Origin of the sequence: Leuconostoc sp. S50, assembly GCF_016624925.1 — a bacterium.
Classification (GTDB): Bacteria; Bacillota; Bacilli; order Lactobacillales; family Lactobacillaceae; genus Leuconostoc; species Leuconostoc pseudomesenteroides.
Window position 1 is genome coordinate 144,333 of sequence record NZ_JACVUE010000002.1, and the last position, 26,624, is coordinate 170,956.

The following is a 26,624-nucleotide window of genomic DNA, read 5'->3' on the forward strand; positions in this document are numbered from 1 at the left end:
CGTTTGCACAATGTTAACGGTAACATCATCACAAACTTGTTGTTTCTCGAACAACTATATCTGGTAAAATGCTGGTATTTTCTGCTTCTAAGGTGTTTTCTGATTCAATCTGAGAAATAATTTGTGTGACAATTTTTTCAGCAATTAAGGCAAACGGTTGTCTCACAGTAGTTAATTGCGGTTGAGTCAGCTGATCAATGAACACACCATCAAATCCGATTACGCCACATTCACGCGGAATATGATAAACACGCTGAACAGCACGCAACACACCAAGTGCAATCCGATCAGTCGCACAAACAATCGCAGTTGGTAATTCGAAATTGTGCATTAAGTTCGTTACTAGCGTATCCGCTAAGTGGGCATGATTTTCAGTTTGATAAACGTTAACACGACCGCCTTTTTGTGCCATAACTGCTCGATACCCAGCTTCACGTTGCTTAGCAAAAGGTAAATCTAACGATAAACCAATATAATAAATATCACGATATCCCTGCCGCCACATATATTCAGTCGCTTTTTCAATCCCTGCTCGATTATCCACGTCAACAGACGATAAGGGACAATTTGGTGGCGCTGCGCCATAAAGTGTCACTGGCACATCAAGCGTTTGTAATTTTAATAAATCTTCTTGTCGCCAACCGCTGACAATTATCCCGTCAATACTTTGTGTCTCTGCCGTAATATCTAAGCTAATTTCTAGTGTGTAGCCTTTTTGTTGTAAATTATGAGCTAATCGAATCAATAATTTGGCATAATTCGGTTCAACTGTTGCAACATCTTCTAAAAGTAAGAAACGAATGACATAATGGCGTTGGTTGACCAATGCCCGTGCGACTTGGTTCGGCACATAGCCGACGGCTTCAATTGCTTGTTGTACTAATGTCATCAGTTCAGGTGATACTTGATCTGGATGATTAATTACACGGCTAACTGTCATTTTTGAAACATGCGCCTTTCGCGCAACATCGCTTAAATTCACCATGTCTCATCACCAAATTCAGGTAAACGATACGGCACAATCACGCTTGTTGCCTTAGTTTGCTCCAGCACAGAACGCTGATCGTTAAACAATAATCGGACCGCTTCACTGCCCAAGCTACGTGGTAATACATCAACTGAGTAAAAGTCCTTACCACCCAGTCGTGCATATTCAGAACGATTAAAAGCTATCGTTGGCAATTTTGGATGTGTGGGCAAATGCGCTTGCGCCTGAATACGTGCCAGATAGCCGATTTTGTCATCACTAGCAATAATGCCGTCAATTTCGTGGTGCAATTCGAAATAACTTTCCAATACCTGTTTTTGCGCTTGAAAATCAATTGGTAATGATAAGACTTGACCGTCTGGTTGTGCAATATGAAAGCCGATTTCACGATTTCGCTCATAACGCCAATCAGCCAACGTACGAACAAAGAGTGGTGCTTTTAGATTAAACTGGTCAACTAGCTGCCTAGTTGCCTCTTCACCAGCTCGGCGATTATCATTATCAACATATAAAACATCATTAGCTTGCTCGGGTTCACCTGTAACAACAACACGGGCGTTGTTTTCTCGTAATAATTCAGAAATCGGATCATTTTCAACAGTGTAAAGTAGTATAAAACGGCGAACTTGTCCAGCTTCCACCATCATTTTAACGGCATTGTAGACTTCAGACCAATTGCTGCCCGTCGCAGTAGTCAATAAGTATTGTCGCGCAACAAGTTGAGAATTAATCCCAAATAGTAATTGCATGGCAAAATCATTTTCAGCACTACCTGCAGCTTGTGGTTGAAAAACAACCCCTACCGTGTTGCTTTCACGCTGTGTTAAGTTCCGTGCAGCAAAATTTGGCGTATAGCCCATATCTTGTGCAAGTTTTTTAATACGTTCCTTTGTTTTAACACTAATTTTCGGTGAATCAGCCAACGCGCGCGAAACCGTTGAAATAGCAACTCCGGATTTATTTGCAATATCTTGTATTGTTACCATAGCGACCTCCTGTACACGTTATTTTAACATGAAAAAGATTGGGACTGACGCCCCAATCTTTTTTAACCTTTGACCGAGCCACTTGTCACACCAGAAACGTAGAATCGTTGCAACACAATAAACAAAATCGTAATTGGAATTGCAATAATCACTGCCCCCGCAGCGAAACTCATGAATAATGAATTGGCCGTCTCTTTAGTCATCATCGAATATAATCCGATTGCAACTGTATAATTTTTAACATTGTCACCCATAATAACCTGAGCAAAAATGAAATCCATCCATGGACCAGTAAAAGCTGTCAATGCCGTAAAGACAATGATTGGTTTAGATAATGGCAATGTAATTTTGGTGAAAATTTGCCATTTAGTTGCCCCATCTAACATGGCACTTTCATCCAATGAATACGGAATCGTATCAAAAAATCCTTTTTGGATGTAAAATCCCAAACCAGCGCCAGATACATAAACTAATATTAGGGCGAATAAACTTTGCGTTAACCCAGCTGCTTTCAAAATGTAATAGATAGCAAACATTGCCATAAAGCCCGGAAACATGTTCAAAACTAAGGCAACCTTCAAAAAAGGACCCTTTAACTTAAATCGTAAGCGACTCAATGAGTATGCCATTGCTAACACTAAAGCTGTGGAAATAAAGCCGCTCACAATCGACACAAATAACGTATTCAAGAACCAGCGACCAAAAGGATATTGTGAGTTGGTAAAAAGTTGTACGTAATTATGAAAGGTGTAGGTTTTTGGCCAAAAATAGTTTACAAACGCGCCACCCTCGCCACGGAAACTAGTCAATATAATCCAGAGAATGGGCACGACCCAAATAATTGCCATGACAGTCAATAATAGATACAAAATCATTGTATTACGGCGTTTTACGCCTTTTAAACTATGCATTGCTATGCCTCCATTCCAGAATTTGATATTCTCTTATAAGCAATCAACGAGAATGTTGCGGACAAAATGAAGATTAAGATACCAATTACCGAAGCTAAGTTATAATCAGCAGTATTCAAAGTTAAATTGTACAACCAAGTAATCAGCAAATCTGTTGATCCAGCGCCGTAATAATTAGAATTAGCTGGTCCACCACCTGTTAACAAGTAAATCACGTTAAAATTGTTCACATTACCAATGAACTGTTGAATCAAACTCGGTGCCATCACAAACACAATTTGCGGAAATGTGATTGACTTGAAAATTTGAAATTTATTAGCGCCATCAATTTCTGCTGCTTCAATTTGTTCTTCGGATTGATTTTGTAAGATCCCCGTTGTCACCAACATTGTAGCTGGAATACCAATCCATAAGTTGACAACAATAATTGTAAACTTGGCAAACAATGGATTTGTGAAAAATGGTAACGATGTTTTAATCAGACCAGAGTTGATCAATAATGTGTTAACTAGTCCGCCGTCAGCAAACATATTGTTCATAATCAGCAAACTAATGAAGGCTGGAATCGCCATCGTTAAAATAAAGATAGTTCGAAAAACTTTTTTACCCTTGATGCCCTTAGCATTGATCATCATCGCCAAGATAACGCCAAAGAAAAATGAGGTTACTGTTGCTGCAACAGCCCAAATTAACGTCCAAGCCAATACTGGGAAAAAGGTATTGGCCATTTGCCCTGAAATAACATTACCAAAATTCGCAAATCCGACCCAACTAAATAAATTTTTGGGTGGCAAGTGGTTGTGATCGTATGATGTAAAAGCGATCGCAATCATATAAATCAATGGCAAAATGGTAAAGAACAAAACACCTGTCATCGGAATTGCCATCAAAGTCACATGCATTTTTTCGTCAAGCAAGGACGCTAAGTCTTGCTTCAACGTTGGCAGTGTCTCACCGGCTTGTTTCAATTCCCATATTTTACGCGCCGATCCCAAATTAGCACGATATAAGAGAATAAACAGTACCGTAATAATGACAGCTAGCATACCCCATAGTAGCAAAAGCATCGAATTATCACCCGCTTTTAATACAGAAATCCCTAACTTTTTGTCATAAACCAAACCCTGTGCATGTGTTCCCAGCGTTATCATGTTGTGATAAGCTTTTAATCCTGTCGTGAATAACCACGCCACCCAAGATATTTCTAGTAATAAAAAGATGAATCCTTTGAGATATTGCTTATTGGCAATGTTGGCAGCTCCCATAATAATATAAGAAGCCTTAGTTGCACCATCTGCTTTTTTAAATAACTTTGTTAGTGGTATATGCGCTTCAAAAGTCGAATGCTTTTTTCTTTTAAACATCTTTCTTTCCATCCTTCATAAGTATGTACACAGTGAGTGATAGCCACTCACTGCTTTACTTTTATTTAACTGATTTTGAGGCATTTTTAACCAGAGTGGTTAGCTTTGGCAACATTTGACTGTCTGAAATCTTGCCCTTGTATGTGTCGTTAAACAAGGCATCAGCTGATGTCCAGAAATTAGCCATGGCCGGTGATTTAGGCATTGGTGTTGAATAACCTTTCTTCGACATATCAACAACCGCCTTTGCAAGCGCATCATTTTGAATATCTTGAGAGGCTTGAACTTTTTTAGATGATGGAATGTAGTGCGAATTTTTGAATCCTAGCTCTTGTACCTTATCACTTGATAAGTATTTCGCTAATTTCATCGCTGCCAAAGGCTGCTTAGTATCTTGCTTAACACCGAATAACTTAACACCCAAGAACGCCTGCATCTGTTTTTCACCTGAACCCAAGTCAACTGTTGGATATGGTGCAATGCCTAAGTTGTCCCCTAAGGCTTTTTTATAGTCATTGTATGACCATGGACCAGACAAAGTTGCCGAAATTTTGCCTGATTGTAGCAGACTCAATGTGTTCGTGCTGGCTTGAACAACGCCAGGATTGTCTTTTTGAGCTTTCATCCACTTCAAAACGGACACACCTTTTTTGTTGTCGATATTTGTGCCTTTTGCTTTTTCACCATTAGCACCATACAACGTATCTCCGGCAGTGTAGAACAGTGGTGAGAAAATGTAGTTAGCACCAGCTGATGCTAAATTAGTTCCCACTTTTCCCTTAGATGTCAAACTAGTCCAAGATTTAATATCATCACTGCCAAGTTGCGTTTTGTTATAATACAAGACTTGTGACTCAATACCGTAAGGATAACCATACACCTTGCCCTTATAGGTTGCCCCTTTCATTGCATTAGAAATTTGCGTTGATTTAAGGCTCTTGGCATATTTAGTATTTTGATAAATTAATCCCTGTGAAGCTAGCGAACCGATTTGATCATGCGGAAACATGAATACATCTGCAGCAGCTGATGGATCCTTTTGCAAATTCTTTAATGCATCAGTTGAGCTTGTGTACTTAATAGTCACCTTGATACTAGGATTCGCTTTTTCAAAATCTTTGACAGCTTGAACATAAGTTGGTTTTGTACTTGTATCTACCCACAACTTCAACTTTTTCGTCTTGGCAGCACTTACTGTTGGGGTATCAAGTGAAACACTCAATAATCCAACGGCAGTTGAAGCCGTCAGCAATGTTACCATTGCGCCAGTCGTCACGCTCATCATTTTTCTCATGATGTTTTTCCTCCAGAAAAATTCTCTTTGTATTTTTGATTACGCAATCATCATAAAACATTTATCCAAGTAATGCAAGCGCTTACATTTTTATTTTTTATGAATTGGTCTAGACAAGCTATGATATTTTTATTGATAATAATTGAGCATATAAAGAAGTATTTTTTTATTAAGTATGAATTATCTATGATTTTATTATTGAATTAATCACATTTTTCACAAGCATATAAAATTTGGTATAACACTTTTGTGGAAACGCTTGCATTTATTTTTAAATATGCTAATCTAATTCATGTAAGCGCTATCATTTTTATAGTTGCGATAACCAATATTAAAATACGAGGAAGAAAAAATGGCTGAAATTCGTTTGGAACACATCAATAAAACATATCCACACATGTCCACCCCATCTGTGGCAGATTATAATCTTCAAATTCACGATAAAGAGTTTATCGTGTTTGTCGGTCCGTCTGGTTCTGGTAAATCAACTGTTTTACGTATGATCGCCGGCTTGGAAGAAATATCTGGTGGCGAATTTTTCATTGACAATAAATTAATGAATGATGTTCCACCTAAGGACCGAGATATTGCGATGGTTTTTCAAAACTATGCCCTCTACCCACATATGAGCGTGTTTGATAATATCGCTTTCGGTCTCAAATTAAGAAAAGTGCCCAAAGCAGAAATCACAAAACGTGTTCAAGAAGCAGCAAAAATTCTTGGCATTGAAGACTATCTCGATCGCAAACCCGCTGATTTATCTGGTGGTCAAAGACAACGTGTGGCAATGGGTCGCGCAATCGTTCGCGATGCGAAAATTTTGTTAATGGATGAACCACTATCTAACCTCGATGCAAAATTACGTGTTGAAATTAGAGCAGAAATCACTAAGATTCACAAGCGAATTGGTGCCACTACTATTTATGTGACACATGACCAGACAGAAGCTATGACACTGGCTGATCGCATTGTTATTATCGACCACGGTGACATTCAACAAGTCGGTACACCGCAAGAACTCTACAATGAACCTGCTAACATTTTTGTTGCCACATTCATTGGTATGCCATCAATGAATATGATTTCTGGCCAGTTCAGTCATGATATATTGACCACAAAAGATGGCTTTACTCTGAAAATTCCGCTTGGTATGGCTAAACAACTCACTGCCCGTGGCTACGAAGGCAAACAAGTTGTCTTTGGTGTCCGACCGGAAGATATTCACTCCGAGCAAGTAGCACTTGACACCTATCCCGAAAGTAAAGTAACAGCAACTGTTACCATTGCAGAACTAATGGGCGCCGATTCAATGTTGTATACGCAAGTTGGTTCACAACAACTGATTGCTCGCGTCAATGCCCGCGATTACAATCAACCTGGTGTCTCAGTCGAACTCGCTATTAACACTAATAAAGGACACTTTTTTGATGCCGATACGACACAGCGTATTGTCTAAGACGGTCGCAAATCCCCTGACATTTTAATCCATTAACGAGGCAATTATTTATGAATAAAGCAGCAATTTATCACCGCCCTGAATCTGAATACGCTTATTTATATACAGCAGATGAACTACGATTACGCATCCGAACAGCAAAAAATGATATTCAATCAATTAGCATCGTTGCTGGAGATCCCTATAATTGGCAGAACGGTACTTGGCAAAAATCGGCCAATGTCGTCATGAAAAAAACACTTGTCACTGAAACACATCAATATTGGCAAGCATCATTAACAGCGCCTTTCAACCGTTTAAACTATGGCTTTATTTTAACTGACAGTCTCGGCGCTTCCGTTTTTTATGGTGATCAAGGATTTGAAGCACTCACGTCTTCTTCAAATGATGACAACAGTTTGATGGGTGCTAATAATTATTTCAAAATGCCCTATTTTCAAGAAATTGATCGTTTTAAAGCACCAGAATGGGTCAAAAAAACTGTATGGTACCAAATTTTTCCTGAACGGTTTGCCAATGGTGACACATCAAATGATCCATCTGGAACATTACCTTGGCGGTCAGGTGATCATCCCACCGCTGAAAGTTTTTATGGCGGGGACTTGAAAGGTATCATCAACCATTTAGATCACTTCAGTCAACTTGGTATTAACGGCTTGTATCTCACACCTATTTTTAAAGCACCTACTAATCATAAATATGATACGCAAGATTATTTTGAAATCGATCCACATTTTGGTACAAAAGAAGATTTTAAATTATTGGTTGAAAGAGCACATGCGGCCGGAATTCGAGTGATGCTTGATGCCGTGTTCAATCATATCGGTGATCAAAGTCCTCAATGGCAAGATGTTATTGCTAATAGTCGTCAATCAAAATACGCTGATTGGTTTCATATTCATGACTTCCCTGTGCGTTATACGCCGACTGATAATTTCGAATATACTGCAGACGCAAATTATGATACATTCGCATTTACGCCGCACATGCCAAAACTTAATACCGCTAATCCAGAAGTACAAGATTATCTGATTGACATCGCGACCTACTGGATAAAAGAATTTGATATTGATGGCTGGCGTTTGGACGTGGCGAATGAAGTCGACCATCATTTCTGGAAAAAATTCCGCAGAGCAACTACGAATATCAAGCCTGATATTTATATACTTGGTGAAATTTGGACAAGTGCACAATCATGGTTGCAGGGCGATGAATTTTCGGCCGTCATGAATTATGCTTTCACAGGGTCAATTGTTGACTTTTTTGCCAAACAACAAATTTCGCCCTCCCAGATGGTCCATAAACTCAATGCACAACTAATGCTAAATCGTGATCAAACCAATCAGGTGATGTTTAATCTACTTGACTCACATGATGCGCCACGCATTCTAACCGTAGCACACAATAATAAGGCAATTGTGAAACAAATGTATACTTTTATGTTTTTACAGCAAGGTACGCCTGATATCTATTACGGTAGCGAATATGCAATGAGTGGTCAACAAGATCCAGATAACCGCCGGCCTATGGTTTGGCAAAGTGATCAACAAGATGCAACGATGTATGATTTTTTGAAGCAACTGATTCAGCTACGTCATGATTATCAAACTGTCTTGTCTGAGGGAACACTGTCCTGGGAGACGGATGATAACAAAAACATTGTTGGTTTCACACGTCAGCTAGGTCAAACAAAGATATTCGCAATATTTAATGCTGGGAATACAAATTACGAAATACCAACATCAATTGATATATCTCACATCATTTCAGAGCAGTTGTACAACAGCCACATCATTCAGCCTAACGGCTTTCTTGTGACGATTTCTAATCAGTAAGGAGTTTTTTATGACAGCACCTTGGTGGCAATCAGCCGTTGTTTATCAAGTCTATCCCCGTTCATTTCAGGACACTAATCATGACGGCATCGGCGATATTCAAGGCATTATCTCACATCTTGACTACTTGCAAAAACTAGGCGTTGATGCAATATGGCTATCACCAGTTTATGCTTCTCCAAACGATGATAACGGCTATGATATCAGTGATTATGAAAATATCATGGCTGAATTTGGTACCATGACCGACATAGAAGAATTAATTCATGATGCTCGTGAAAGAAATATCAAAATCGTGATGGATCTGGTATTAAATCATACTTCTGATGAGCATGCTTGGTTTATTGAATCAAAGCGAAGTCGTGATAACGCTTATCGTGATTTTTATGTCTGGCGAGATGGTACCCATAATGCTGAACCAAATGACCTACATTCTGCATTTGGTGGTAGTGCCTGGACATTAGATCCACTCACGAATCAATATTATTTACATCTATTTAGTCCAAAACAACCAGACTTAAATTGGACCAATCCTGATGTCAGACAAGCAATCTATGCCATGATTAATTTCTGGATTGACAAAGGCGTTGGTGGTTTTCGTTTAGACGTCATTGATTTGATTGGTAAAATACCAGATGACAAAATAACCGCTAATGGGCCTAAGCTCCATGAATACTTAAAAGAAATGAACCAAGCATCGTTTGCTAATCATGATTTGATGACAGTTGGCGAAACTTGGGGTGCGACACCTGACATCGCCAAATTATATACGCGTCCTGACCGAAAAGAACTATCAATGGTTTTTCAATTTGAACACATAACTCTCGATCAAGAATCTGGTCAAGACAAATGGTTTTATATTCCATTAGATGTTAGCAAACTCAAGGGGGTCATGACTAAATGGCAAACACAGCTCAACAGTGATGATGGTTGGAATTCACTTTTTTGGAACAATCATGATTTACCTCGGATTGTATCACGATGGGGTAATGATACGATTCACCGTGTGGCATCAGCAAAAATGTTGGCAATTTTACTGCACATGATGAAAGGCACGCCCTACATTTATCAAGGCGAAGAAATTGGGTTAACCAATACACCAGTCAAAGATATTTCTGCTTTACGAGATATTGAATCATTAAACTATTACCATGACTCACTTAAGGATGGCTATTTATCAGCTGATGTGATACTTGATCAAATTAATCATAAAGGTCGTGATAATGCAAGACGACCTATGCCTTGGCGCAACAGCCTAAACGGTGGTTTCTCTGATGTTGATCCTTGGATTGATGTTAATAGCAATTACCCTGATATTAATGTTGAAGCCGCTTTGAATGATTCCAACAGTATTTTCTACACTTATCAAAAATTAATTACGCTTAGACATCAAAACCCAATTGTTGTCTATGGTGATTTTGAGCTCATTGATACAGTTGATCAAGTTTTTGCCTATTACCGACACTATCATGATCTAACTTGGCTAGTTGTGACTAATTTCAGCAATCAGACCAATACGTTTACAAGTGAAGATCACATAGAAGCCACCATGATTGCAAATTATGACGAACCAAAAAATTTGCATAATAAAATACTTCAACCTTACGAGGCATTTGTGGTTCAAGTCACGACAAAATTGTAATTTTGGAGGTATTTATTGATGACAAAAATTAATCCACCATGGTGGCAATCCACTATTGGCTATCAAATTTATCCACGCTCCTTTCAGGATACAAATCATGATGGTATCGGCGATTTACAAGGTATTATTAAGCGCCTACCCTATCTTAAATGGCTTGGTATTGATTTTATTTGGCTAAATCCAATTTATACCTCACCAAATGTCGACAACGGTTATGACATTGCTGATTTTCAAAACATCGCTTCAGAGTATGGTACGTTATCTGATTTCAAAACGCTTATTGCAGCTGCTCACAAACAAGATATCCGTGTCATTATGGATTTAGTTGTCAACCATACATCAAACCAGCATGCTTGGTTCAAAGCAGCCAAAACTAGTCGTACTAACCCTTACCACGATTTTTATATTTGGCAACAAAATTATAATCACCAACCACCAAACAATTGGACTAATTTTACTGGAGATAGTGTTTGGACCTATAATCAAGCAACTGATGAATGGTATTTCCACTTGTTTGCGCCAGAACAGCCTGATTTAAATTGGGAAAATCCATCTGTACAAACTGAAATTATCAATATGATTACTTGGTGGTCTGAGCAAAACATTGATGGCTTTCGTCTCGATGCGCTCAGTCATCTTAAAAAGGTTTCATTTGAGACACCACAACCCACTGGTGAACATCAATTTGATATTTTTGCTAATAATCCAGGTATCGAACAATTTTTAAAACGCTTGCATGATACTTTTCAATCACTTCATTTGATGACTGTTGGCGAGGCTGGCGGTGTGCATGCCGACACGGCTAGAAATTGGACGGGACCACAGGGTTTCATTAACATGATTTTTGAATTAGAACATCAATCTCGTCAATCAGGAGTACCGCCGCGCGCTGACATCAATCATTTACTTTCTAGTTTGACAACGTGGGAGGAACAACTAAATTCACAAGGCTGGCTAGGCATCTATTTAGAAAATCATGATCAGCCTAGATCTCTAACTGTTTATGGTGATAACAATCCTTTAGCAGCAAAAAGCTTGGCAACTTTGTTGCTCACATTGCGAGGCACACCTTTTATTTATCAAGGTGAGGAATTAGGCATGACCAATATGCCCTTTACCTCGCCAGACCAAATTGATGATCCACCAACTTATCATGATTTTCAACGCTTCAAGTCGGCTGGTATTGCAACAGATTTAGCTTTAAAAAAAGCAACAAGTTGGTCGCGTGACAACGCTCGAACCCCCATGCAATGGACGAAATTCGGCTTTTCCGACAATGCAGCAGATTCTAAAAAGACATGGCTAGTGACTAATCCTAACACGACAACGCGTAATTACCAAGAAGACAAAGAAAATCCTGACTCAATACTGAATTACTATCGTCGCTTAATCGATCTCCGTCGACATGATGATACCTTAAAGTCAGGTGATTTTAAGTTAATCACTATGGAAAAAACTAACATTTTAGTATTTACACGAAATTCAACAGATAGCCAACGATTAATTGTCATCAACTTGTCAGATACCCCTCAAACAATTTCCCTGCCCGAACAACTACTCAATAAAGGCTGGCAGCCATTGATAGCGACTATTGATCCTATTCCAGAAATATCACTATCCATCCACTTGCAACCTTTTCAATCTATTATCTGGTATAATTAACGTTTTAAAGGAGCAGATCATGGGTAGATATCAAATTGATTTTAAACAAAAACAAGCCGATGCAAAATACAAATCGGGCCAACAAACACAAACAACGAAAGCTGACAAAATTGACGAAATTAGAGCAAAAATGGTCGCTAACAAAAAGCAATCCGAACGTTAAAAATACGTTTGGATTGCTTTTTACATAATCGTTCTAACAAAATTTAGGACTGCATCATTAAATTGATCTGGTGCCTCAATGTGAGGAATATGTCCCGCTTTATCAATAGTGATACCTTGACCATTTTTTGACATGGCGACAACTGTTTCAACATGTGCCGACGGCCAAAGTGGCGAGTCTTGGCCAGCAATAAACAAGTGCTTCACTTGCTCACGACGTAACACATCACGCCAATCTTGCATTAAACTGTCTAATAGTAGTGGTTCATTGTACTGAAAGTCAAATGGTTGATAGTTATCAGCCAACGCATGTTTGACTGTTTCTAACAGTTTTAATCGCGTTAATTTTGTATGCGGTAGTTTTGTCGCTGCTGTCCAAATCATCGTCAAATCAGCATTAAAAATGCCATACGGCCAGCTATCATCTCGCAATATCTTTGGAAGCTGATCTTCAGTAATGATAGCTCTGACGTTGGCATCCCCATATAAGGATAAGTAAGCCCAAATTGTGCTGGCACCCATTGAATGTCCCATCAATATTGGCTTTTCCAGCCTCAATTGTGCCATTAATTCAGCTAAATCTTGCCCGTGCCGTGCCATTCGCATACCGTAGTCAACCGTATCGCTTTTCCCATGGTTACGACGATCATAAGTGATTACCTGTAAGCCAGCGTTTACTAGTGGTTCAACCTGCATCACCCATGTTGCTTGATTCCCTGAATATCCTTCAACCAAAATAATGGGCTGACCTGTACCAAATATTTGATAATCGAGTCTCACACCATCATTTGTCATCATTGTTGACAAAATCTGTTCCTCCAATCAAAACAAAGTCGCTACAAAAAGCAACTTTGTTTATGTCAAGCTTATTATATATGAATTGGTAGGCCATCCGCAACTTCAGCGGCATCCATGATGGCTTCACCCAAAGTTGGATGTGGATGAATTGTTAGCAAAATGTCTGTCGTCGTTAGACCATTTTCAATGGCTAATGACAATTCAGAAATCAAATCCGAGGCGCCCGGACCAACAATTTGTGCACCCAGTAGCGCTTTAGTTGTCTTATCGCTTATCAAACGAATAAAGCCAACTGCTTCATCAATTGAAATGGCACGGCCGTTAGCAGCAAATGGAAACTTCGAAATTGTAGCCGTTAACTGCTTTTCAGTCACTGAATCCGGTGTCTCGCCTGTTGTTGCTAATTCATAATTTGTATAGGCAACTGCTGGTAAGGAATAGTGCAAGTCACGAGCATGCGCATCCCCAGAAATTGCAGCTGCAGCAATTTTAGCTTGAAAACTTGCCTTATGTGCCAATTGTGGCCCCGCTGTCACATCCCCAATGGCGTAAATATGAGGCACAGTTGTCTGCATGTTATCAGCAATTTCAATCAAACCACGATCGCTTAATTTGACATCAGTGTTGTTGAGACCAAGCGTATTGGTATTAGCGCGTCGACCAACAGCAATTAACAAATAATCACCAGAAACTGTTTGTTCTTGCCCATCTACTTCATAAGTCAATGTCACATCGTTTTCAGTTTGGACAGCGCTTTTTGCCATGGCTGAGGTAACAATCACCCCACCACGTTTCGTGAAATCATCTATGACTGGTTTAGCCATTTCTGCGTCGAATCCATTTAGCGTGTGATCCAAGCCTTCAATAATTGTGACCTGAGAGCCTAGGTTAGCATAAGCACCACCAAGTTCAGAACCAATCACGCCACCACCAACAATAATTAGCTTATTAGGTATTTCAGGTAAACTCAAGGCGCCAGTAGAATCAACAATTCGCTTACCAAATGGAAAAGCCGGAATTTCAATTGGGCTAGAACCAGTCGCAATGATAGCATTGTTAAATTGCAGCAATTCGTGGCCATCTTCTTGAACAACATTTAATGTTTCATTGTCATTAAATGATGCTTCACCCTGAATAATATCAACATGATGCTTTTTGAGCAACATTTTAACACCACCAGTCAGCGTGTTGACCACAGTATTTTGCTTCCAATCTTGTGTCTTTGACCAATCGATTTTTGCTTCAGCTTGTGTCAAACCAAAAGGATTGTCTGATATAGCATCACGATAATGATGTCCCACATTGATTAAGGCTTTTGAAGGAATACAACCGACATTTAAACAAACACCACCAATTTGATCACGTTCGATAATAGTCACATTTTGACCCAATTCAGCAGCGCGAATAGCGGCTACATAACCACCAGGTCCTGATCCGATAACAACTGTATCTACTTCACGTGCTTGTGCACCAACAACCATGATTACACCTCCATCAACATATAGGCTGGGTCAGCCAACAGCTGCTTCAAATAATTAATAGCTGACTGTCCTAACATGCCATCAATCAAACGATGATCATAACTCAATGACAATTTCATATTTTGACCGACCGTTAATTCACCATCTGAACCAACAATGGGTTCTTTCAGAATTGATCCCAAGCCAAGAATCGCGACTTCTTTACCATTAATAATTGGTGTGAACCAAGTACCACGTGCCGAACCAAGGTTAGAAATTGTAATCGTACCGTCTTGCATTTGCGCTGGCTTAATTGTTCCTTCACGAACTGCGGTAGCTAACTCAGCAATTTCTTTAGCTATTGTCACGATTGATTTTTGGTCAGCCTGCTTAATGACTGGCACATAAAGACCACTTGGCGCATTAACAGCAATGCCCATATTGACATCGTCATGATAGACAACTTCTTGCGTATCCATGTCTAGACTGGCGTTGATTTCAGGGAACTTTTTAGCTGTTGCCGCTAACGCTTTTACCGCATAAGCCAAATAAGTCAAATGAATGTCTTGATCGGCCAATTGCGTCTTAAATGTTTGGCGATGAGCGACCAATTTGCTAACTTCAACCGAATCAAAATTAGTAACCGTTGGAATAGTTGTATTCTGTGTTGCCATTGCTTTAGCAATTGCCTTGCGAACGCCTGACATTGGTTGGCGACCTTCGCGTACAGGTTCAGGAACTGCAACATCTTTGGTCACTGCCGCTGTGGCTGAGGCAATTGTTTCATTAGATGCCTCACTTGAAATTGCAGCTACTGGTGTATCCGTTGCTTGGTATGCCGTGACATCAGCTAATGTCACATGCCCATGACGACCCGTTGCCGGAACTTTAGTCAAATCAATTCCTTTTTCAAAGGCCAAATGGCGTACTGATGGCATAGCCAAAACATGTCCATTCACAACTTGTGGTAATTCAGTCGCTGTCGGTGTTTGCGGTGTGACTGAAGTGGTTGTATCAACTGATGTGTCTTCAGCTGTATCGCTGGCTGTTGGTTCAGCGCTCTCATCACTACTGTCGCCACTACCGTCACCATCAAATTCAATCAATGAATCGCCAACAGAGACAGTTGTGCCTGCGTCAACAAACAGCTTGGTGACAGTACCTGCGTACGGCGATAAAATTTCTTGAATCAGTTTATCATTTTGAACTTCCGCGACTGGGTCATCCATAGCCACAGTATCACCAACTTTAACTAACCACGACGTGATGTCACCCTCAGCCATGCCTTCGCCAATATCTGGCATTTTAAAAATCTCAGTCATAATTAACAACCTCCATCACTTTTGCAACAACATCATCAGGCTTAATCATCCAATCATTTTCTGCCTGCCCAAATGGATAAACTGAATCAGGTGCTGCAACACGACCGATGGGTGCTTTTAGGCTTAAAATAAAGCGTTCTGAAATCTCACCCATTACATTGGCACTAACTCCAGCCATGCGTTGTGCTTCTTGCACGACAACAACACGTCCAGTTTTTGTCACCGTGTCACCAATTGATTTGATATCCAATGGTGAAACAGTGCGCAAATCTAACACTTCTGCGGACACACCATTTTTGGCTAAGGCGTCCGCAGCCTTTAATGCTACAGGTACACCGCCACCATACGAAATAATAGAAACATCTTCGCCTTCATGCGCCACAGCGGCTGTATCAAGCGGTGTTGTGTAATAGCCTTCGGGTACTTCACCTTTTAATGAACGGTACAAATGCAGATTTTCTAAGAAAACGACAGGGTCGTTGGATTCAATTGAACTCAGCAATAATCCCTTGGCATCAGCTGGATTAGCTGGCATTACAACACGAATGCCTGGAATCTGTGCCATCATACCTTCTAAATTGTCTGCGTGCATTTCTGGTGTTTTGGTACCGCCGCCATATGGTGACCTCACGACAATTGGCATTTGGCGTGTGCCATTGAAACGGAAGCGGTTACGAGCCATTTGACCAGCTATGGAATCCATCACTTCAAAAACAAATCCGAAAAACTGAATCTCCATAATCGGGCGGTAATTTTGCGTAGTCAAGCCAATCGCTAAACCACCAATACCGGATTCAGCTAACGGCGTATTGAAAACGCGCTCTTCGCCATATTTAGCCTGCAAACCATCAGTAGCACGGAAAACACCACCATTTTCACCAACGTCTTCACCAAAAATAACAACGTCATTATCTTTTTCTAGCGCTAAATCCATTGCTTCACGAATTGCATCAATATAACTTTTAACAGCCATGTCACTTTCCCTCACTTTCAAACTTACTGATTTGTTCGGTCATTGCTTGTCCGGGAACTTCCAATGTATGCTTAATGAAATTAGAAATCTTTTGTTTGTCTACTTTGTCGGCGATTTTAATTTGCTCATCAATTAACGCATTAACTTCGTCAATGTACGCACTTTCTTGCTCTTCAGACCAAATGCCTTTTTCAGTCATAAACTTACGCATACGAATCAGTGGTTCTTTTTGCCACCAAGCATCAATATCTGCTTGTTTCCGGTAACGTAGAGGGTCATCACCCGCTGTTGAATGTGGTTCTAGACGATCTGTTAGTGTCTCGATAAAGACTGGCCCTTTACCACTCGTTGCCCATGCACGGGCTTCTTTGGCTGCTAAGTAAACAGCGATCGGATCGTTACCATCAACGACAATACTTGGTAAACCAGCTGCCCATCCTTTTGCTGCCAAATGCGTAGCTGCTGTTTGCAACGAACGGGGCGTTGAAATCGCATAACCATTATTTTGTGCAAAGAAGACCGCATTCGCCTTGTACGCACCCGCAAAATTCATGCCTTCGTAAAAGTCACCTTGAGACGTACCACCATCACCAGTATAAGCATAGGCAACGGCATCTTTATTCCTTTTCTTCAGTCCCAAAGCAATACCGGCTGCTTCCACATACTGCGCACCAATAATAATTTGTGGCATCCATGCGTTGACAGGTTTGCCCTCTTCTGTGGTAAATTCGTTTCCTAAAGCATGTCCACGGGACCACAAAATTGCTTTCCAAATTGGCCAACCCTTAACCACAATTTCTGGAATGTCACGATAACCAGGCATCAACCAATCATCATCATTAAAAGCATAAGACGATGCCATCTGTGACGCTTCTTGACCAGCAGTTGGCGCAAAGAATCCGAATCGACCTTGTTTAGCTAATTTAGTTGAACGGATATCTAATTGCCGACTAAGCAACATTCTTTTGATAATGTTGACAAGATCTTCATCTGATAAATCAGCGCGCTTCAGTGCTTCTTCATCAACAATTTGACCATCATTATTTAATACAGACAACATCGGAAATGACGTGTCTTGTGCCTCTAATTGTGCTTGAAAATCTAGTATCTGCTGATTTGTTGCTGTTAGATCACTCATGAATTTTTACCTCATCTTTCTGGAAAAAAGTTGCTAATAGTTCATTATTTGTAATGCTACCAAAGTATTGTCCCCCACGATTCTGGTCAAGTATTGTCGAAACAGCTTCCGGTGTAAATGGTATTCCGACTAATGCTGGCTTGATTTCGCGCCAGTCGCGAACACCTAAGAAATCGCCAGTGAAGTTAATGTCTGTGATCCGACCATCATTAGCATTGACCTGAACATCAATCGCACCTCCGTCAAATTTTGCATGATTATCATACATAAATTCTGGACTCTTGCCATAATTCCATGACCATTGTGAGAATTTTTGATCCCTTGCTTGCAAAATAGCCTTTTTTTGCGTGTCGCTTAATTGATATTCACCATCACGACCCTGATCACTCAAATAATATTGTAATTTGGCAATGAAGTCATTAATTGTCAACGATTCAGGTGCAAAATCTTTGATGTTGCCCACACGAGCACGTACCGACTTAGCTGCCTTAGAAATAAATTTTTCATCCGCAACATTTAGTGCCCTCACCATCGCTTCAACATCAGTATTCCAAAGTAAAGTACCGTGGTGCATCAGATAACCACCCGCATAGCGTTGCGCATTACCAGATACCTTCTTACCGTCAATTTCCAAATCATTTCGTCCGGAAATTGCCACTGGAATGCCAACTGATTCCAAGGCATCAGCCATCGGTTTAACAAATTGGTGAAAATTGACATTTGCACTATTTGCAACCGGTACAAAAAATGTGAAGCAAATATTACCTAAATCATGATAAACAGCGCCACCACCTGATACGCGACGGACAACTTGAACATCATGGCTATCAACATAATCTTGATTAACCTCCGCAAACGTGTTCTGATTCTCGCCGACAATGATGGCCCGTTTATTCTGCCAGAGTGCAAAAACTGGCTCACTTGGATGCAAGTTTTTCAGTAACCAAGCATCCATGGCAATATTGGTATAGGCATCATTACCAAAATAATTGATGAATTGCATAACTTTTCTCCTTTTGTAACCGCTTACATATTACACTTTTATTATACGCCTGTTTTCAGAAAATGACGGCATTTTTTGACAAAAAAAAATCCTACCGGATTTTATAGTTGCATCTTAAATTGTTTAACAACGGCATAATCACCGATGTATGGCACATCTTCACCATTAATTTTTTGGTAGGGATCTTCGCCTTTTCCTGCCACGATCACAATGTCATGCTGCCCAGCATTAGAAATGGCCTTGTGAATTGCCTTAATCCGATCCATTTCAAAATGAACGACTAATAATTGATTATCAATGTGTTCAGCAATTTGGTGAGCAATGTCAAGCGGATTTTCAAATTGTGGGTCATCAGCTGTCAAATAAACAACGTCAGCCAATTCACTCACTACACGACCAAAATCGGCACGTCGTGACACCCCTTTGTTACCTGGCGAACCCACTACCACGATGACGCGACCTTCGGGTGATTGCGACTGAGCAAACTTTAACAAGGCTCTCATGGACGCGTAATTATGAGCATAATCCACAAATGCAATGCCGTGATTTGGAATTGGTAGGCTCAACATGCGACCAGGAATGAACACTTCGTCCAAACCTTTGACCATTGCCTCATGCTTAACGCCAGCAAACGCGACCATCATCATCGCAGCTAAAGCATTTGATTCATTAAAGTCACCAGGTAAATTCAGACGATATTGCCCAATCATTTCTGGAAAGTCGCTTTTGGTTACAGTAAATCGACTCTCATGAATGGCACTCTCTTCGGTTGTTATCATGCTATGACTGTACAAATAAACTTTATCATGCTCGGCTTTAGCATGTGCATAAATTGTATCAAAATGGTCTGTCTCAGCATTGATAATCACTTCATCTGAGTGATCAAATAACATCATCTTATGAGCCAAATAATCTTCAAAAGTCGGATGTTCGTTTGGTCCAATATGGTCCGGTGAAATATTTAAAAAAGCACCGACATTGTACCGTAACGCATAGACACGATTTTTAAGGTAGGCTTGTGAGCTGACTTCCATCACCAAATGTGTCATGCCATTATCCACCGCTCGGCGCATATCTTTAAATAATTCATAAGACTCAGGTGTCGTTAAATCAGACTTTTTCTTATCTTGAGGTTCTGGACCCGTAATACGATCAACGGTTGAAAAAAGTGCCGTATGATTGTTTGTTGCTTCTTTAAGCATTGTATATGCAAAATAAGCTGCGGTAGTCTTTCCTTTTGTACCAGTGACAGCAGCAATCCAAAGGGACTTTTGAGGATAGTCAAAAAAAGCCATTGACAATAATGATAACGCTTTTTGGACGTTGGTAACCTGCCATTGTGGCAAATTTATCGTTAGGGGTTGCTCAACAATCAATCCGGTGACACCTTGGGCATCGGCTAAATACTCTGACTTAAAGGCACCTTTCACGACAAATAATGTATTATTGCGTACTTGACGTGTATCATAATGCAAAAAGTCAAATGTCGCGTTGACATCAGCCGATTTGATTAACAAATGATGTTCAGTTAAAATATCTTCAATTTGTTGCGATGTTAATTTTATTTGTCTCAATTATTCTTACCTTTTTTCATATTGGCACTCGATATAATACTGACTACAATTATACCATCTTCGCGTGAGATGCCATGACATTCTAAACGCTATTCAACTAAAAATTAACCTTAAAAAATCATTTTTAACTCAAAATTAAAAATTCAAACACAAGAATACCTCGCATTGTTTCAAGGTTTGCGTTTGAATATATTGTCGTTAATCAGTTTCACTGGCAACCTTACGAGCAGTCGCCGCTGCCATATCTGCGCTTGCAGCGGCATTATCTCGGTAAATATGTTTGTCATTAGCAACAGCATCATAAACTTTAGCTAATTCACGTGCCAAAACAGTACGTACTTCATCAGTCGAATGCGTTTCCATCAACATTTGCCGTAAAGCAGAAGCATGCGCGAATCCACGCAAGTATATTTTGAAATAGCGTTTCAACGCTTCAAAATGTTTTGGGGTGACTGTCGCATTGACCTCATCGAATAAATCTAACTGCAAGTTTAACAAATCAATTGATTCTGTCAAAGTGTGCTGGCGTGGACTTTTTTCAAACGCGTAAGGATTCTCAAAAATACCCCGTCCAATCATAATACCATCTAATCCTGGATGAGCTTTTGCTAAGTCCAATCCTTGTTGACGCGTTTTGATGTCGCCATTAATTTGGATTAAAGTTTGTGGTGCAATATCATCGCGCATCGCCAAAATATCATCAATGAATTCAAAATGAGCCGGTACTTTGGACATTTCTTGTCGCGTGCGCAAATGCACTGTCAGTACAGCCACATTTTGTCGCAAAATGATGGGTAACCATTCTCTAAATTCTTCAGTCTTGTAGAAGCCTAAACGCGTTTTAACTGAAACAGGTAGACCAGATTGCTTCGCCGCAGCCACAATTTGTCGTGCCAAATCTTCATGACGAATCAAATCCGAACCCGCACCGTTTTTAATCACCGTTGCATCAGGGCAACCCATATTGATATCAACAGCTCGGTAGCCCATTGAGGGTAAAAGTCCAGCAGCGCCAGCGATATCATCCGGACGTCCACCCCAAATTTGTGCAATCGGTTGCTGTTCATTTTCCGCTACCGCTAGACGACCTTGTACTGAAAATTTGGCCTTTGGGTGAATCATGGAACTGGCATTTGTGAATTCAGTATAATAGACGTCAGGAGCGCCTGCCTTAGCCACTACTCGGCGGAAAATAGTATCAGTAACTGCTTCCATAGGTGCCATACTAAAAAAAGGTTGCTTTTGATCGTGACCCATTTGTGCATTTGCCACGACTTCATCCCAAAATGGCAATGTTGTTGTTGAATTTGACATATTGTGTTGCCTCATTATTTTATATTATCTACAAAAAAACATCTCTCCCATTTTACCACGGGCTAGATGTTTTCACAAAAGATTCACAAGTGCCTGCAAAGCGCGAGAACGGTCGTGATAATCAATTACGTCATTAATTGACATTTCTGACAAAGTCAATCCATTTTCAGCTTCAACGATATTGTCTAAACCATCAATGTAATCACCCCGTCGACTATTTTCTGCAATCCGAACGCCACCTTTGCCTTGTGCCGTTAATAAACGATCGTCCGGCGTTGCTAATCCCATCACGGCCAATAAATAACCCGATCGATCTATTGATGGTTGACGCAATAAATCAAGAATATATTGTTGCTCTGCTTCAGTTCCTAAGATACCCTTAGCTTTGAACTCTCGCGCTGTCACAACACCAAAGCGATCCGGAAAAGCTGACAAATATAAGCCAGTGTCATCTGATAAAACGTATTCATCAGGTAAATACTGATGGACAAATTGTGCCTTAACACGAGCATTTTCAATTTGAGAAGTCGTGGTTTCTGCTGGAAAAACTAATGTTTCGCCTAGAACATTTCGATAATTTTCGACTTGATGTCCCATCGCCTGCGCTAAAACGGCGACTTCTTCCGTTTTGGCAGTATTATTTGAAGCTAAAACAAATCGCATTAAATGCCTCCTTCTTTATGAATAGCATTCAAGGTATAAAAAGAACCAGTTACCACAATTAACGCTTTTGAAGATTCACGGACTCTCATGGCCAATGAAATTGCTGCCGAAGCATCGTTGGCAACCTCTACCTCAATATTGGGATAATCCGACAAAATATCGGCTGCTAGTTCATCTGCTGATAACGCCCGTGTTTTATTATTAGGTGTAACCGTAATGACCCGTTGCACGAACGGTACAATTTCATCCAACATTTCGTGATAGTCTTTATCTTTTAACACGCCTAAAATCAATGTTGGCTTGATTTTCAAGTGCCAAGCATTCAGCGCCGATACCAGTCCCCTAATACCATCAACATTGTGAGCTGCGTCAAACAAAATGTTGGTGTCTTCATGATAATTCATGCGACCTAATATTCTGACATTCGCCAATCCTTGTTTTGTTTTTGCGCGGTCAAAGAGCATGCCTTTTTCAATCAATGCTGCTCTTATTTGTAAAACAATACTAAAATTGTGAACCTGAAAAGCACCAGACATACTTAGAAAATAGCCACTCTCGCCATTAATACTCAAATCTAATCCAGCTGGTGTTGTATTTAAAATTATAATTTCATCACGCTTGTGCTCGAACCATCGGGCGCCAACAGCCTCTGTTCTAGCTTTCAATACTTTCGTAGCGTCAATATCTTGACCGGCGTAATTAATAACCCATGTCCCTGATTTAATTAACGCTGATTTATTCTCGGCTATTTCTTTGATGTTGTGACCCAATAGATTTTGATGATCAATGCTAATTTTGGTAAAAACCGTCAACATTGGTGCCTCAATGGCATTGGTTGCGTCTCGCAAGCCACCTAAACCAGCTTCAAAGATAACGATATCAACACCGTTGTTCACAAAAGCCAATAGGGAAATAATGGTCAAATATTCAAAATACGATAAATAATCAATTGCATGTCCGTGGGCGGCAAATGTTGCCACAACTTGATCATAGTAAGTCAGAAAATCATGCTTGGTAATCATTTCCCCGTTAATACGAATCTGTTCGCGATCATCCATGATGAAAGGGCTAGAAAAATGACCATAAGTATAGCCATTAGCTTTCAAAACAGCACCTAACATGGCGCCTGTTGACCCTTTACCGTTCGTACCAGCAATCTGAATGATTTTGAGTTTAGTGTCAGGATGGTCTAACCAACTGAGAACTTCACGTAAAATGGGCACACGTGTGTCATCAATCACGCGCCAGGTTTTGTCAAAACTTTTAATTACCCTTTTATAGCGGGCTAAAATTTTGGTTTCACGTTTTTCTAATTGTTTATCCACTTGACTTCTCCGAAAAAATAACTTAAATATATCTTAACATATATCACGTCTGTGTTAAATTGATTTGAACGAACAATCCTACTACATCATCAAAAAAAGCCCCAAACATGGTGCTTCAGTACAAAAACTGCATGTATATTAGTCGGCACGAGTTGGCGTAAATATGAAGACAGCCAAGCCGACACCAAATAGCACAATTAATGATCCAGCCGCTAATTGTACTTGCCCAGTCATTTGTGCGACTGTTCCGAACAATAAGGGCCCTAATATGGCACTAAATTTTCCAAATATATTATAAAACCCAAAAAATTAACTGGCTTGGTCTTTTGGTACCAGCCTACCGAAGTACGATCTTGATAGGGCCTGTATACCGCCCTGCGATGTACCGACCAAAATAGCTAATACAAAAAATTCTATCGCATGATGGATGAACAACGCATAAATGGTAATACCAATATAAATGGCAATGCCACCGACCAAAACTTTGCGTGTACCAAAATAATTTGCCAATCGCCCGTAAATAATCGATGATGGGAAAGCTATAATTTGAACTGCCAATAAAACGGTTAATAAAGTTGTCATTTTGATGCCAACAGCAGCACCAAACATTGTTGCCTCAGTAAAAATTGTATTAACACCATCGATATAAAAAAAATAGGCTAAGAGAAACCATGCAATATCTGGATATTTGGCAATATGTATGATTGTTGTTATTATTCTTTGTATAGCTTCTGTGAATGGTCGTTGCGGCGTAGGCAAAAAATTAACTTGGTTTACTGTACGCCACATCGGAATCGTCCATAACAACCACCATACTGATGCCAACATAAAAGCAAACATAACCCCTGTTGTTGGCGTCATCAGTCCTCGCAATAAATAAAAAATGACAAAAGGTATTACACCACCCAAGTATCCAAAACCATAACCAGCGCTTGACACGCGATTCATACGTATATCAGTTGTAACATCTGTTAAAAAAGCATCATAAAAAATATTTGCAGCGCTATAACCAATATTAGCAAGCATAAAAATAAATAATAACCACCATATTTTATTATCAGGCACCAATGCTAAACCAACGGTTCCAATAATACCAATCAGCGTAAACCAAGTAAATAATCTTTTTTTAAATCCAGCATAGTCCGCAATCGCACCTAAAATTGGCGCAGCAATAGCGACCAAAAAAGTCGAAAAAGCGTTAGCATACGACCAAAAAGCTGTTGTCTGAGCGCCGGAAAAGCCTGTGTTTTGGCCCACTTTGACCACCCAAATTGGCAATACTGCTGTCACCACAATAATACCAAAGCTAGAATTGGCCCAATCATACAACACCCAACTCTTCTCTTGGGTAGTTAATCCTCTATTTTGCACATCACTACTCCATTACATGATATAAAGTCCATATATGACACTGGGCTTATTTTTTAATTACTTTTTCCAAGGGTATCCCATCTAACACATTCTCAAATTCAACATCCAACAATTTAGCAAATGTGGGCGCCTCATCAACCAAACGTGCATCCTCAATCGTAATATGTTCGACATCTGGACCAGCTAATACCAATGTTGTCTGATAATCGGACTTATCTGGTCGAAAACCATGGACCGCTTTATAGCGATCACTCGTGCCCAAATCAGCATCATCAGCCGCTTCAACGACCGCTGGACGGTTAACTTCATCAGTAAAGAAATAACCATTTTGTGCCTCAATAATGAAAGCGGCTTCTGGATTGATATGCCATTTAATCAGATCACTTGGCTGATAAATTGCTTCAACACCTTGAACTTGGTTAACAATTGACCGCACTTTATCTTGTAAACTATCATCTTTGATATAGACATATGTCGACCCATCAGTGGTCTTGGCTAACACACGCCAATCCCCATCAATTAGGCCTTTGTCAGTGACAACTAACCAGCCTTGCTCAGCAAACAACTGATTAAGATGAATCATATGATTAACATCAATTTGGAAGTGATCACCAAGAACAACAAAATTCGTATTTTCAAAATTACCAGCCTCTTTTGTGGCTGCCATTAATTCGCCAAGATGCGCATCAAGACGCTTTAAAGCAGCGTAAGCCTCTGCCGATCGCACCCCAAACTGATGACGATGTGCATCCATATCAACTAAATGAATAGCTAACAAATCTGGTTTTTTATTTTTTATCGTATCAACCGCAGCAGCGGTAATAAAATTATCCAAATTAGGTTGCTTAATACCGTTACGCAATTTACCAAAACGACGGTTCATATCAAACATAAAATATGGGGTACTGGCATTAAATGACACCAACACTTGGTTCGTCCAAATTCGATTAGGAAAAATCTCAGCAATATTCCAAGTAATTGGTGCTTTTGCCGACACCGGCCACAAAAAAGCTGCCGTTTTGAGTCCTTTTTGATGCGCTAAATCAAATAAAGTGGGTACTTGAATATCTTTAGCATACCAATACCAGTCTGGTGAGTCACCACGTTCTGGTTGTATTTTAGTGTTATTAACAATACCGTGTTTTGCCGGATAAACACCTGTCATAATTGACGTATGCGATGGATAGGTTAAAGTTGGATAAATGCCTTCCACTTTTTTGACATGAGCCCCACGCTGTATTAACTGCGCCAAATTAGGCATCATCTCAAGATGTTGAGCGACATCCTCAGCCCCCAATGCATCAAACGATACAATCACTAGTGGATGTGTTAAAGTCATGAATAAAATCCTCTCTACTGGCGTTGATTGGACGTCATTTTTTG

Annotated in this window: 21 protein-coding genes and 1 pseudogene; 5 read left to right on the forward strand and 17 right to left on the reverse strand. The window is 40.0% G+C overall.

Annotated elements, in window-relative coordinates; genetic code table 11:
* Window positions 1-28: 28 nt before the first annotated feature.
* The 5 genes from IAE53_RS03245 to IAE53_RS03265 form a co-directional block, all read right to left on the reverse strand.
* Window positions 29-985, reverse strand: a complete 957-nt coding sequence (locus tag IAE53_RS03245) for a LacI family DNA-binding transcriptional regulator (RefSeq protein ID WP_148424278.1) — start codon at window positions 983-985, stop codon at window positions 29-31.
* Window positions 979-1,974 carry a LacI family DNA-binding transcriptional regulator gene (locus IAE53_RS03250; protein ID WP_148424279.1) on the reverse strand — a complete coding sequence of 332 codons (996 nt, stop codon included), beginning with the start codon at window positions 1,972-1,974 and terminating at the stop codon, window positions 979-981. Before IAE53_RS03250 ends, IAE53_RS03245 begins: the two co-directional genes overlap by 7 nt.
* A 62-nt stretch (window positions 1,975-2,036) precedes the next feature.
* Window positions 2,037-2,885 carry a sugar ABC transporter permease gene (locus IAE53_RS03255; protein WP_148424280.1) on the reverse strand — a complete coding sequence of 283 codons (849 nt, stop codon included), beginning with the start codon at window positions 2,883-2,885 and terminating at the stop codon, window positions 2,037-2,039.
* Window positions 2,886-2,887: 2 nt separating this feature from the next.
* Window positions 2,888-4,249: a carbohydrate ABC transporter permease gene (locus IAE53_RS03260; protein ID WP_148424281.1), complete on the reverse strand. Its 1,362-nt coding sequence runs from the start codon at window positions 4,247-4,249 to the stop codon at window positions 2,888-2,890.
* A gap of 61 nt (window positions 4,250-4,310) precedes the next feature.
* Window positions 4,311-5,543, reverse strand: coding sequence for an extracellular solute-binding protein (locus tag IAE53_RS03265; RefSeq protein WP_148424282.1), 1,233 nt, complete (start codon window positions 5,541-5,543; stop codon window positions 4,311-4,313).
* A gap of 352 nt (window positions 5,544-5,895) precedes the next feature.
* On the opposite strand from IAE53_RS03265, the gene IAE53_RS03270 reads away from it, so the two are divergent.
* The 5 genes from IAE53_RS03270 to IAE53_RS03290 are packed head-to-tail and all read left to right on the forward strand — an operon-like array spanning window position 5,896 to window position 12,301.
* The gene (locus tag IAE53_RS03270; RefSeq protein WP_148424283.1) at window positions 5,896-6,999 is read left to right on the forward strand and encodes an ABC transporter ATP-binding protein; all 1,104 of its coding nucleotides are present in this window, start codon (window positions 5,896-5,898) and stop codon (window positions 6,997-6,999) included.
* Window positions 7,000-7,049: 50 nt separating this feature from the next.
* On the forward strand, window positions 7,050-8,834 hold the full coding sequence (locus IAE53_RS03275) for a glycoside hydrolase family 13 protein (RefSeq protein WP_200135949.1): 1,785 nt from the start codon (window positions 7,050-7,052) through the stop codon (window positions 8,832-8,834).
* A gap of 10 nt (window positions 8,835-8,844) precedes the next feature.
* Window positions 8,845-10,476: an alpha-glucosidase gene (locus tag IAE53_RS03280; protein WP_148424285.1), complete on the forward strand. Its 1,632-nt coding sequence runs from the start codon at window positions 8,845-8,847 to the stop codon at window positions 10,474-10,476.
* Window positions 10,477-10,494: 18 nt separating this feature from the next.
* Complete coding sequence (locus tag IAE53_RS03285) at window positions 10,495-12,138, forward strand: alpha-glucosidase (RefSeq protein WP_200135950.1); 1,644 nt, start codon at window positions 10,495-10,497, stop codon at window positions 12,136-12,138.
* Window positions 12,139-12,157: 19 nt separating this feature from the next.
* Complete coding sequence (locus IAE53_RS03290) at window positions 12,158-12,301, forward strand: hypothetical protein (protein WP_200135951.1); 144 nt, start codon at window positions 12,158-12,160, stop codon at window positions 12,299-12,301.
* Between the two features lie 20 nt (window positions 12,302-12,321).
* On the opposite strand, the gene IAE53_RS03295 is transcribed toward IAE53_RS03290, so the two are convergent.
* From IAE53_RS03295 to IAE53_RS03350, 12 genes and pseudogenes are all read right to left on the reverse strand, one after another.
* Entirely contained in the window at window positions 12,322-13,107 is a 786-nt protein-coding gene (locus tag IAE53_RS03295; protein ID WP_148424287.1) for an alpha/beta fold hydrolase, read from the reverse strand.
* A 62-nt stretch (window positions 13,108-13,169) separates the two neighbouring features.
* A complete protein-coding gene (lpdA, locus tag IAE53_RS03300) occupies window positions 13,170-14,579 on the reverse strand; it encodes a dihydrolipoyl dehydrogenase (protein ID WP_200135952.1) in 1,410 nt (469 codons plus the stop codon).
* 2 nt (window positions 14,580-14,581) lie between these two features.
* Window positions 14,582-15,880 carry a dihydrolipoamide acetyltransferase family protein gene (locus IAE53_RS03305; protein ID WP_200135953.1) on the reverse strand — a complete coding sequence of 433 codons (1,299 nt, stop codon included), beginning with the start codon at window positions 15,878-15,880 and terminating at the stop codon, window positions 14,582-14,584.
* Window positions 15,873-16,853: an alpha-ketoacid dehydrogenase subunit beta gene (locus tag IAE53_RS03310; protein ID WP_148424290.1), complete on the reverse strand. Its 981-nt coding sequence runs from the start codon at window positions 16,851-16,853 to the stop codon at window positions 15,873-15,875. Before IAE53_RS03310 ends, IAE53_RS03305 begins: the two co-directional genes overlap by 8 nt.
* Before the next feature lies 1 nt (window position 16,854).
* On the reverse strand, window positions 16,855-17,991 hold the full coding sequence (locus tag IAE53_RS03315) for a thiamine pyrophosphate-dependent dehydrogenase E1 component subunit alpha (protein ID WP_200135954.1): 1,137 nt from the start codon (window positions 17,989-17,991) through the stop codon (window positions 16,855-16,857).
* Window positions 17,984-18,994 (reverse strand): lipoate--protein ligase, encoded by a 1,011-nt coding sequence (locus IAE53_RS03320; protein ID WP_200135955.1) that lies wholly within the window; start codon window positions 18,992-18,994, stop codon window positions 17,984-17,986. The genes IAE53_RS03315 and IAE53_RS03320 overlap by 8 nt, the downstream gene beginning before the upstream one ends.
* Window positions 18,995-19,095: 101 nt before the next feature.
* Window positions 19,096-20,559, reverse strand: a complete 1,464-nt coding sequence (gene murE / locus IAE53_RS03325; RefSeq protein ID WP_031941337.1) for a UDP-N-acetylmuramyl-tripeptide synthetase — start codon at window positions 20,557-20,559, stop codon at window positions 19,096-19,098.
* A 207-nt stretch (window positions 20,560-20,766) separates the two neighbouring features.
* Window positions 20,767-21,882: a tRNA-dihydrouridine synthase gene (locus IAE53_RS03330; RefSeq protein WP_200135956.1), complete on the reverse strand. Its 1,116-nt coding sequence runs from the start codon at window positions 21,880-21,882 to the stop codon at window positions 20,767-20,769.
* A 72-nt stretch (window positions 21,883-21,954) separates the two neighbouring features.
* Window positions 21,955-22,545 (reverse strand): non-canonical purine NTP pyrophosphatase, encoded by a 591-nt coding sequence (locus IAE53_RS03335; RefSeq protein ID WP_188353150.1) that lies wholly within the window; start codon window positions 22,543-22,545, stop codon window positions 21,955-21,957.
* A complete protein-coding gene (locus tag IAE53_RS03340) occupies window positions 22,545-23,870 on the reverse strand; it encodes a Mur ligase family protein (protein ID WP_200135957.1) in 1,326 nt (441 codons plus the stop codon). The genes IAE53_RS03335 and IAE53_RS03340 overlap by 1 nt, the downstream gene beginning before the upstream one ends.
* Before the next feature lie 138 nt (window positions 23,871-24,008).
* A pseudogene (locus IAE53_RS03345) lies at window positions 24,009-25,241 on the reverse strand (MFS transporter).
* A gap of 46 nt (window positions 25,242-25,287) precedes the next feature.
* Window positions 25,288-26,580 (reverse strand): alkaline phosphatase family protein, encoded by a 1,293-nt coding sequence (locus IAE53_RS03350; RefSeq protein WP_200135958.1) that lies wholly within the window; start codon window positions 26,578-26,580, stop codon window positions 25,288-25,290.
* Window positions 26,581-26,624: the final 44 nt, after the last annotated feature.

What these genes read in the sequence shown, in the direction of transcription:
- IAE53_RS03245 (WP_148424278.1), bottom strand. Translation starts at nt 985, where the DNA reads ATGGTGAATTTAAGCGATGTTGCGCGAAAGGCGCATGTTTCAAAAATG.
- IAE53_RS03250 (WP_148424279.1), bottom strand. Translation starts at nt 1,974, where the DNA reads ATGGTAACAATACAAGATATTGCAAATAAATCCGGAGTTGCTATTTCA.
- IAE53_RS03255 (WP_148424280.1), bottom strand. Translation starts at nt 2,885, where the DNA reads ATGCATAGTTTAAAAGGCGTAAAACGCCGTAATACAATGATTTTGTAT.
- IAE53_RS03260 (WP_148424281.1), bottom strand. Translation starts at nt 4,249, where the DNA reads ATGTTTAAAAGAAAAAAGCATTCGACTTTTGAAGCGCATATACCACTA.
- IAE53_RS03265 (WP_148424282.1), bottom strand. Translation starts at nt 5,543, where the DNA reads ATGAGAAAAATGATGAGCGTGACGACTGGCGCAATGGTAACATTGCTG.
- IAE53_RS03270 (WP_148424283.1), top strand. Translation starts at nt 5,896, where the DNA reads ATGGCTGAAATTCGTTTGGAACACATCAATAAAACATATCCACACATG.
- IAE53_RS03275 (WP_200135949.1), top strand. Translation starts at nt 7,050, where the DNA reads ATGAATAAAGCAGCAATTTATCACCGCCCTGAATCTGAATACGCTTAT.
- IAE53_RS03280 (WP_148424285.1), top strand. Translation starts at nt 8,845, where the DNA reads ATGACAGCACCTTGGTGGCAATCAGCCGTTGTTTATCAAGTCTATCCC.
- IAE53_RS03285 (WP_200135950.1), top strand. Translation starts at nt 10,495, where the DNA reads ATGACAAAAATTAATCCACCATGGTGGCAATCCACTATTGGCTATCAA.
- IAE53_RS03290 (WP_200135951.1), top strand. Translation starts at nt 12,158, where the DNA reads ATGGGTAGATATCAAATTGATTTTAAACAAAAACAAGCCGATGCAAAA.
- lpdA (WP_200135952.1), bottom strand. Translation starts at nt 14,579, where the DNA reads ATGGTTGTTGGTGCACAAGCACGTGAAGTAGATACAGTTGTTATCGGA.
- IAE53_RS03305 (WP_200135953.1), bottom strand. Translation starts at nt 15,880, where the DNA reads ATGACTGAGATTTTTAAAATGCCAGATATTGGCGAAGGCATGGCTGAG.
- IAE53_RS03310 (WP_148424290.1), bottom strand. Translation starts at nt 16,853, where the DNA reads ATGGCTGTTAAAAGTTATATTGATGCAATTCGTGAAGCAATGGATTTA.
- IAE53_RS03315 (WP_200135954.1), bottom strand. Translation starts at nt 17,991, where the DNA reads ATGAGTGATCTAACAGCAACAAATCAGCAGATACTAGATTTTCAAGCA.
- IAE53_RS03320 (WP_200135955.1), bottom strand. Translation starts at nt 18,994, where the DNA reads ATGCAATTCATCAATTATTTTGGTAATGATGCCTATACCAATATTGCC.
- IAE53_RS03330 (WP_200135956.1), bottom strand. Translation starts at nt 21,882, where the DNA reads ATGTCAAATTCAACAACAACATTGCCATTTTGGGATGAAGTCGTGGCA.
- IAE53_RS03335 (WP_188353150.1), bottom strand. Translation starts at nt 22,545, where the DNA reads ATGCGATTTGTTTTAGCTTCAAATAATACTGCCAAAACGGAAGAAGTC.
- IAE53_RS03350 (WP_200135958.1), bottom strand. Translation starts at nt 26,580, where the DNA reads ATGACTTTAACACATCCACTAGTGATTGTATCGTTTGATGCATTGGGG.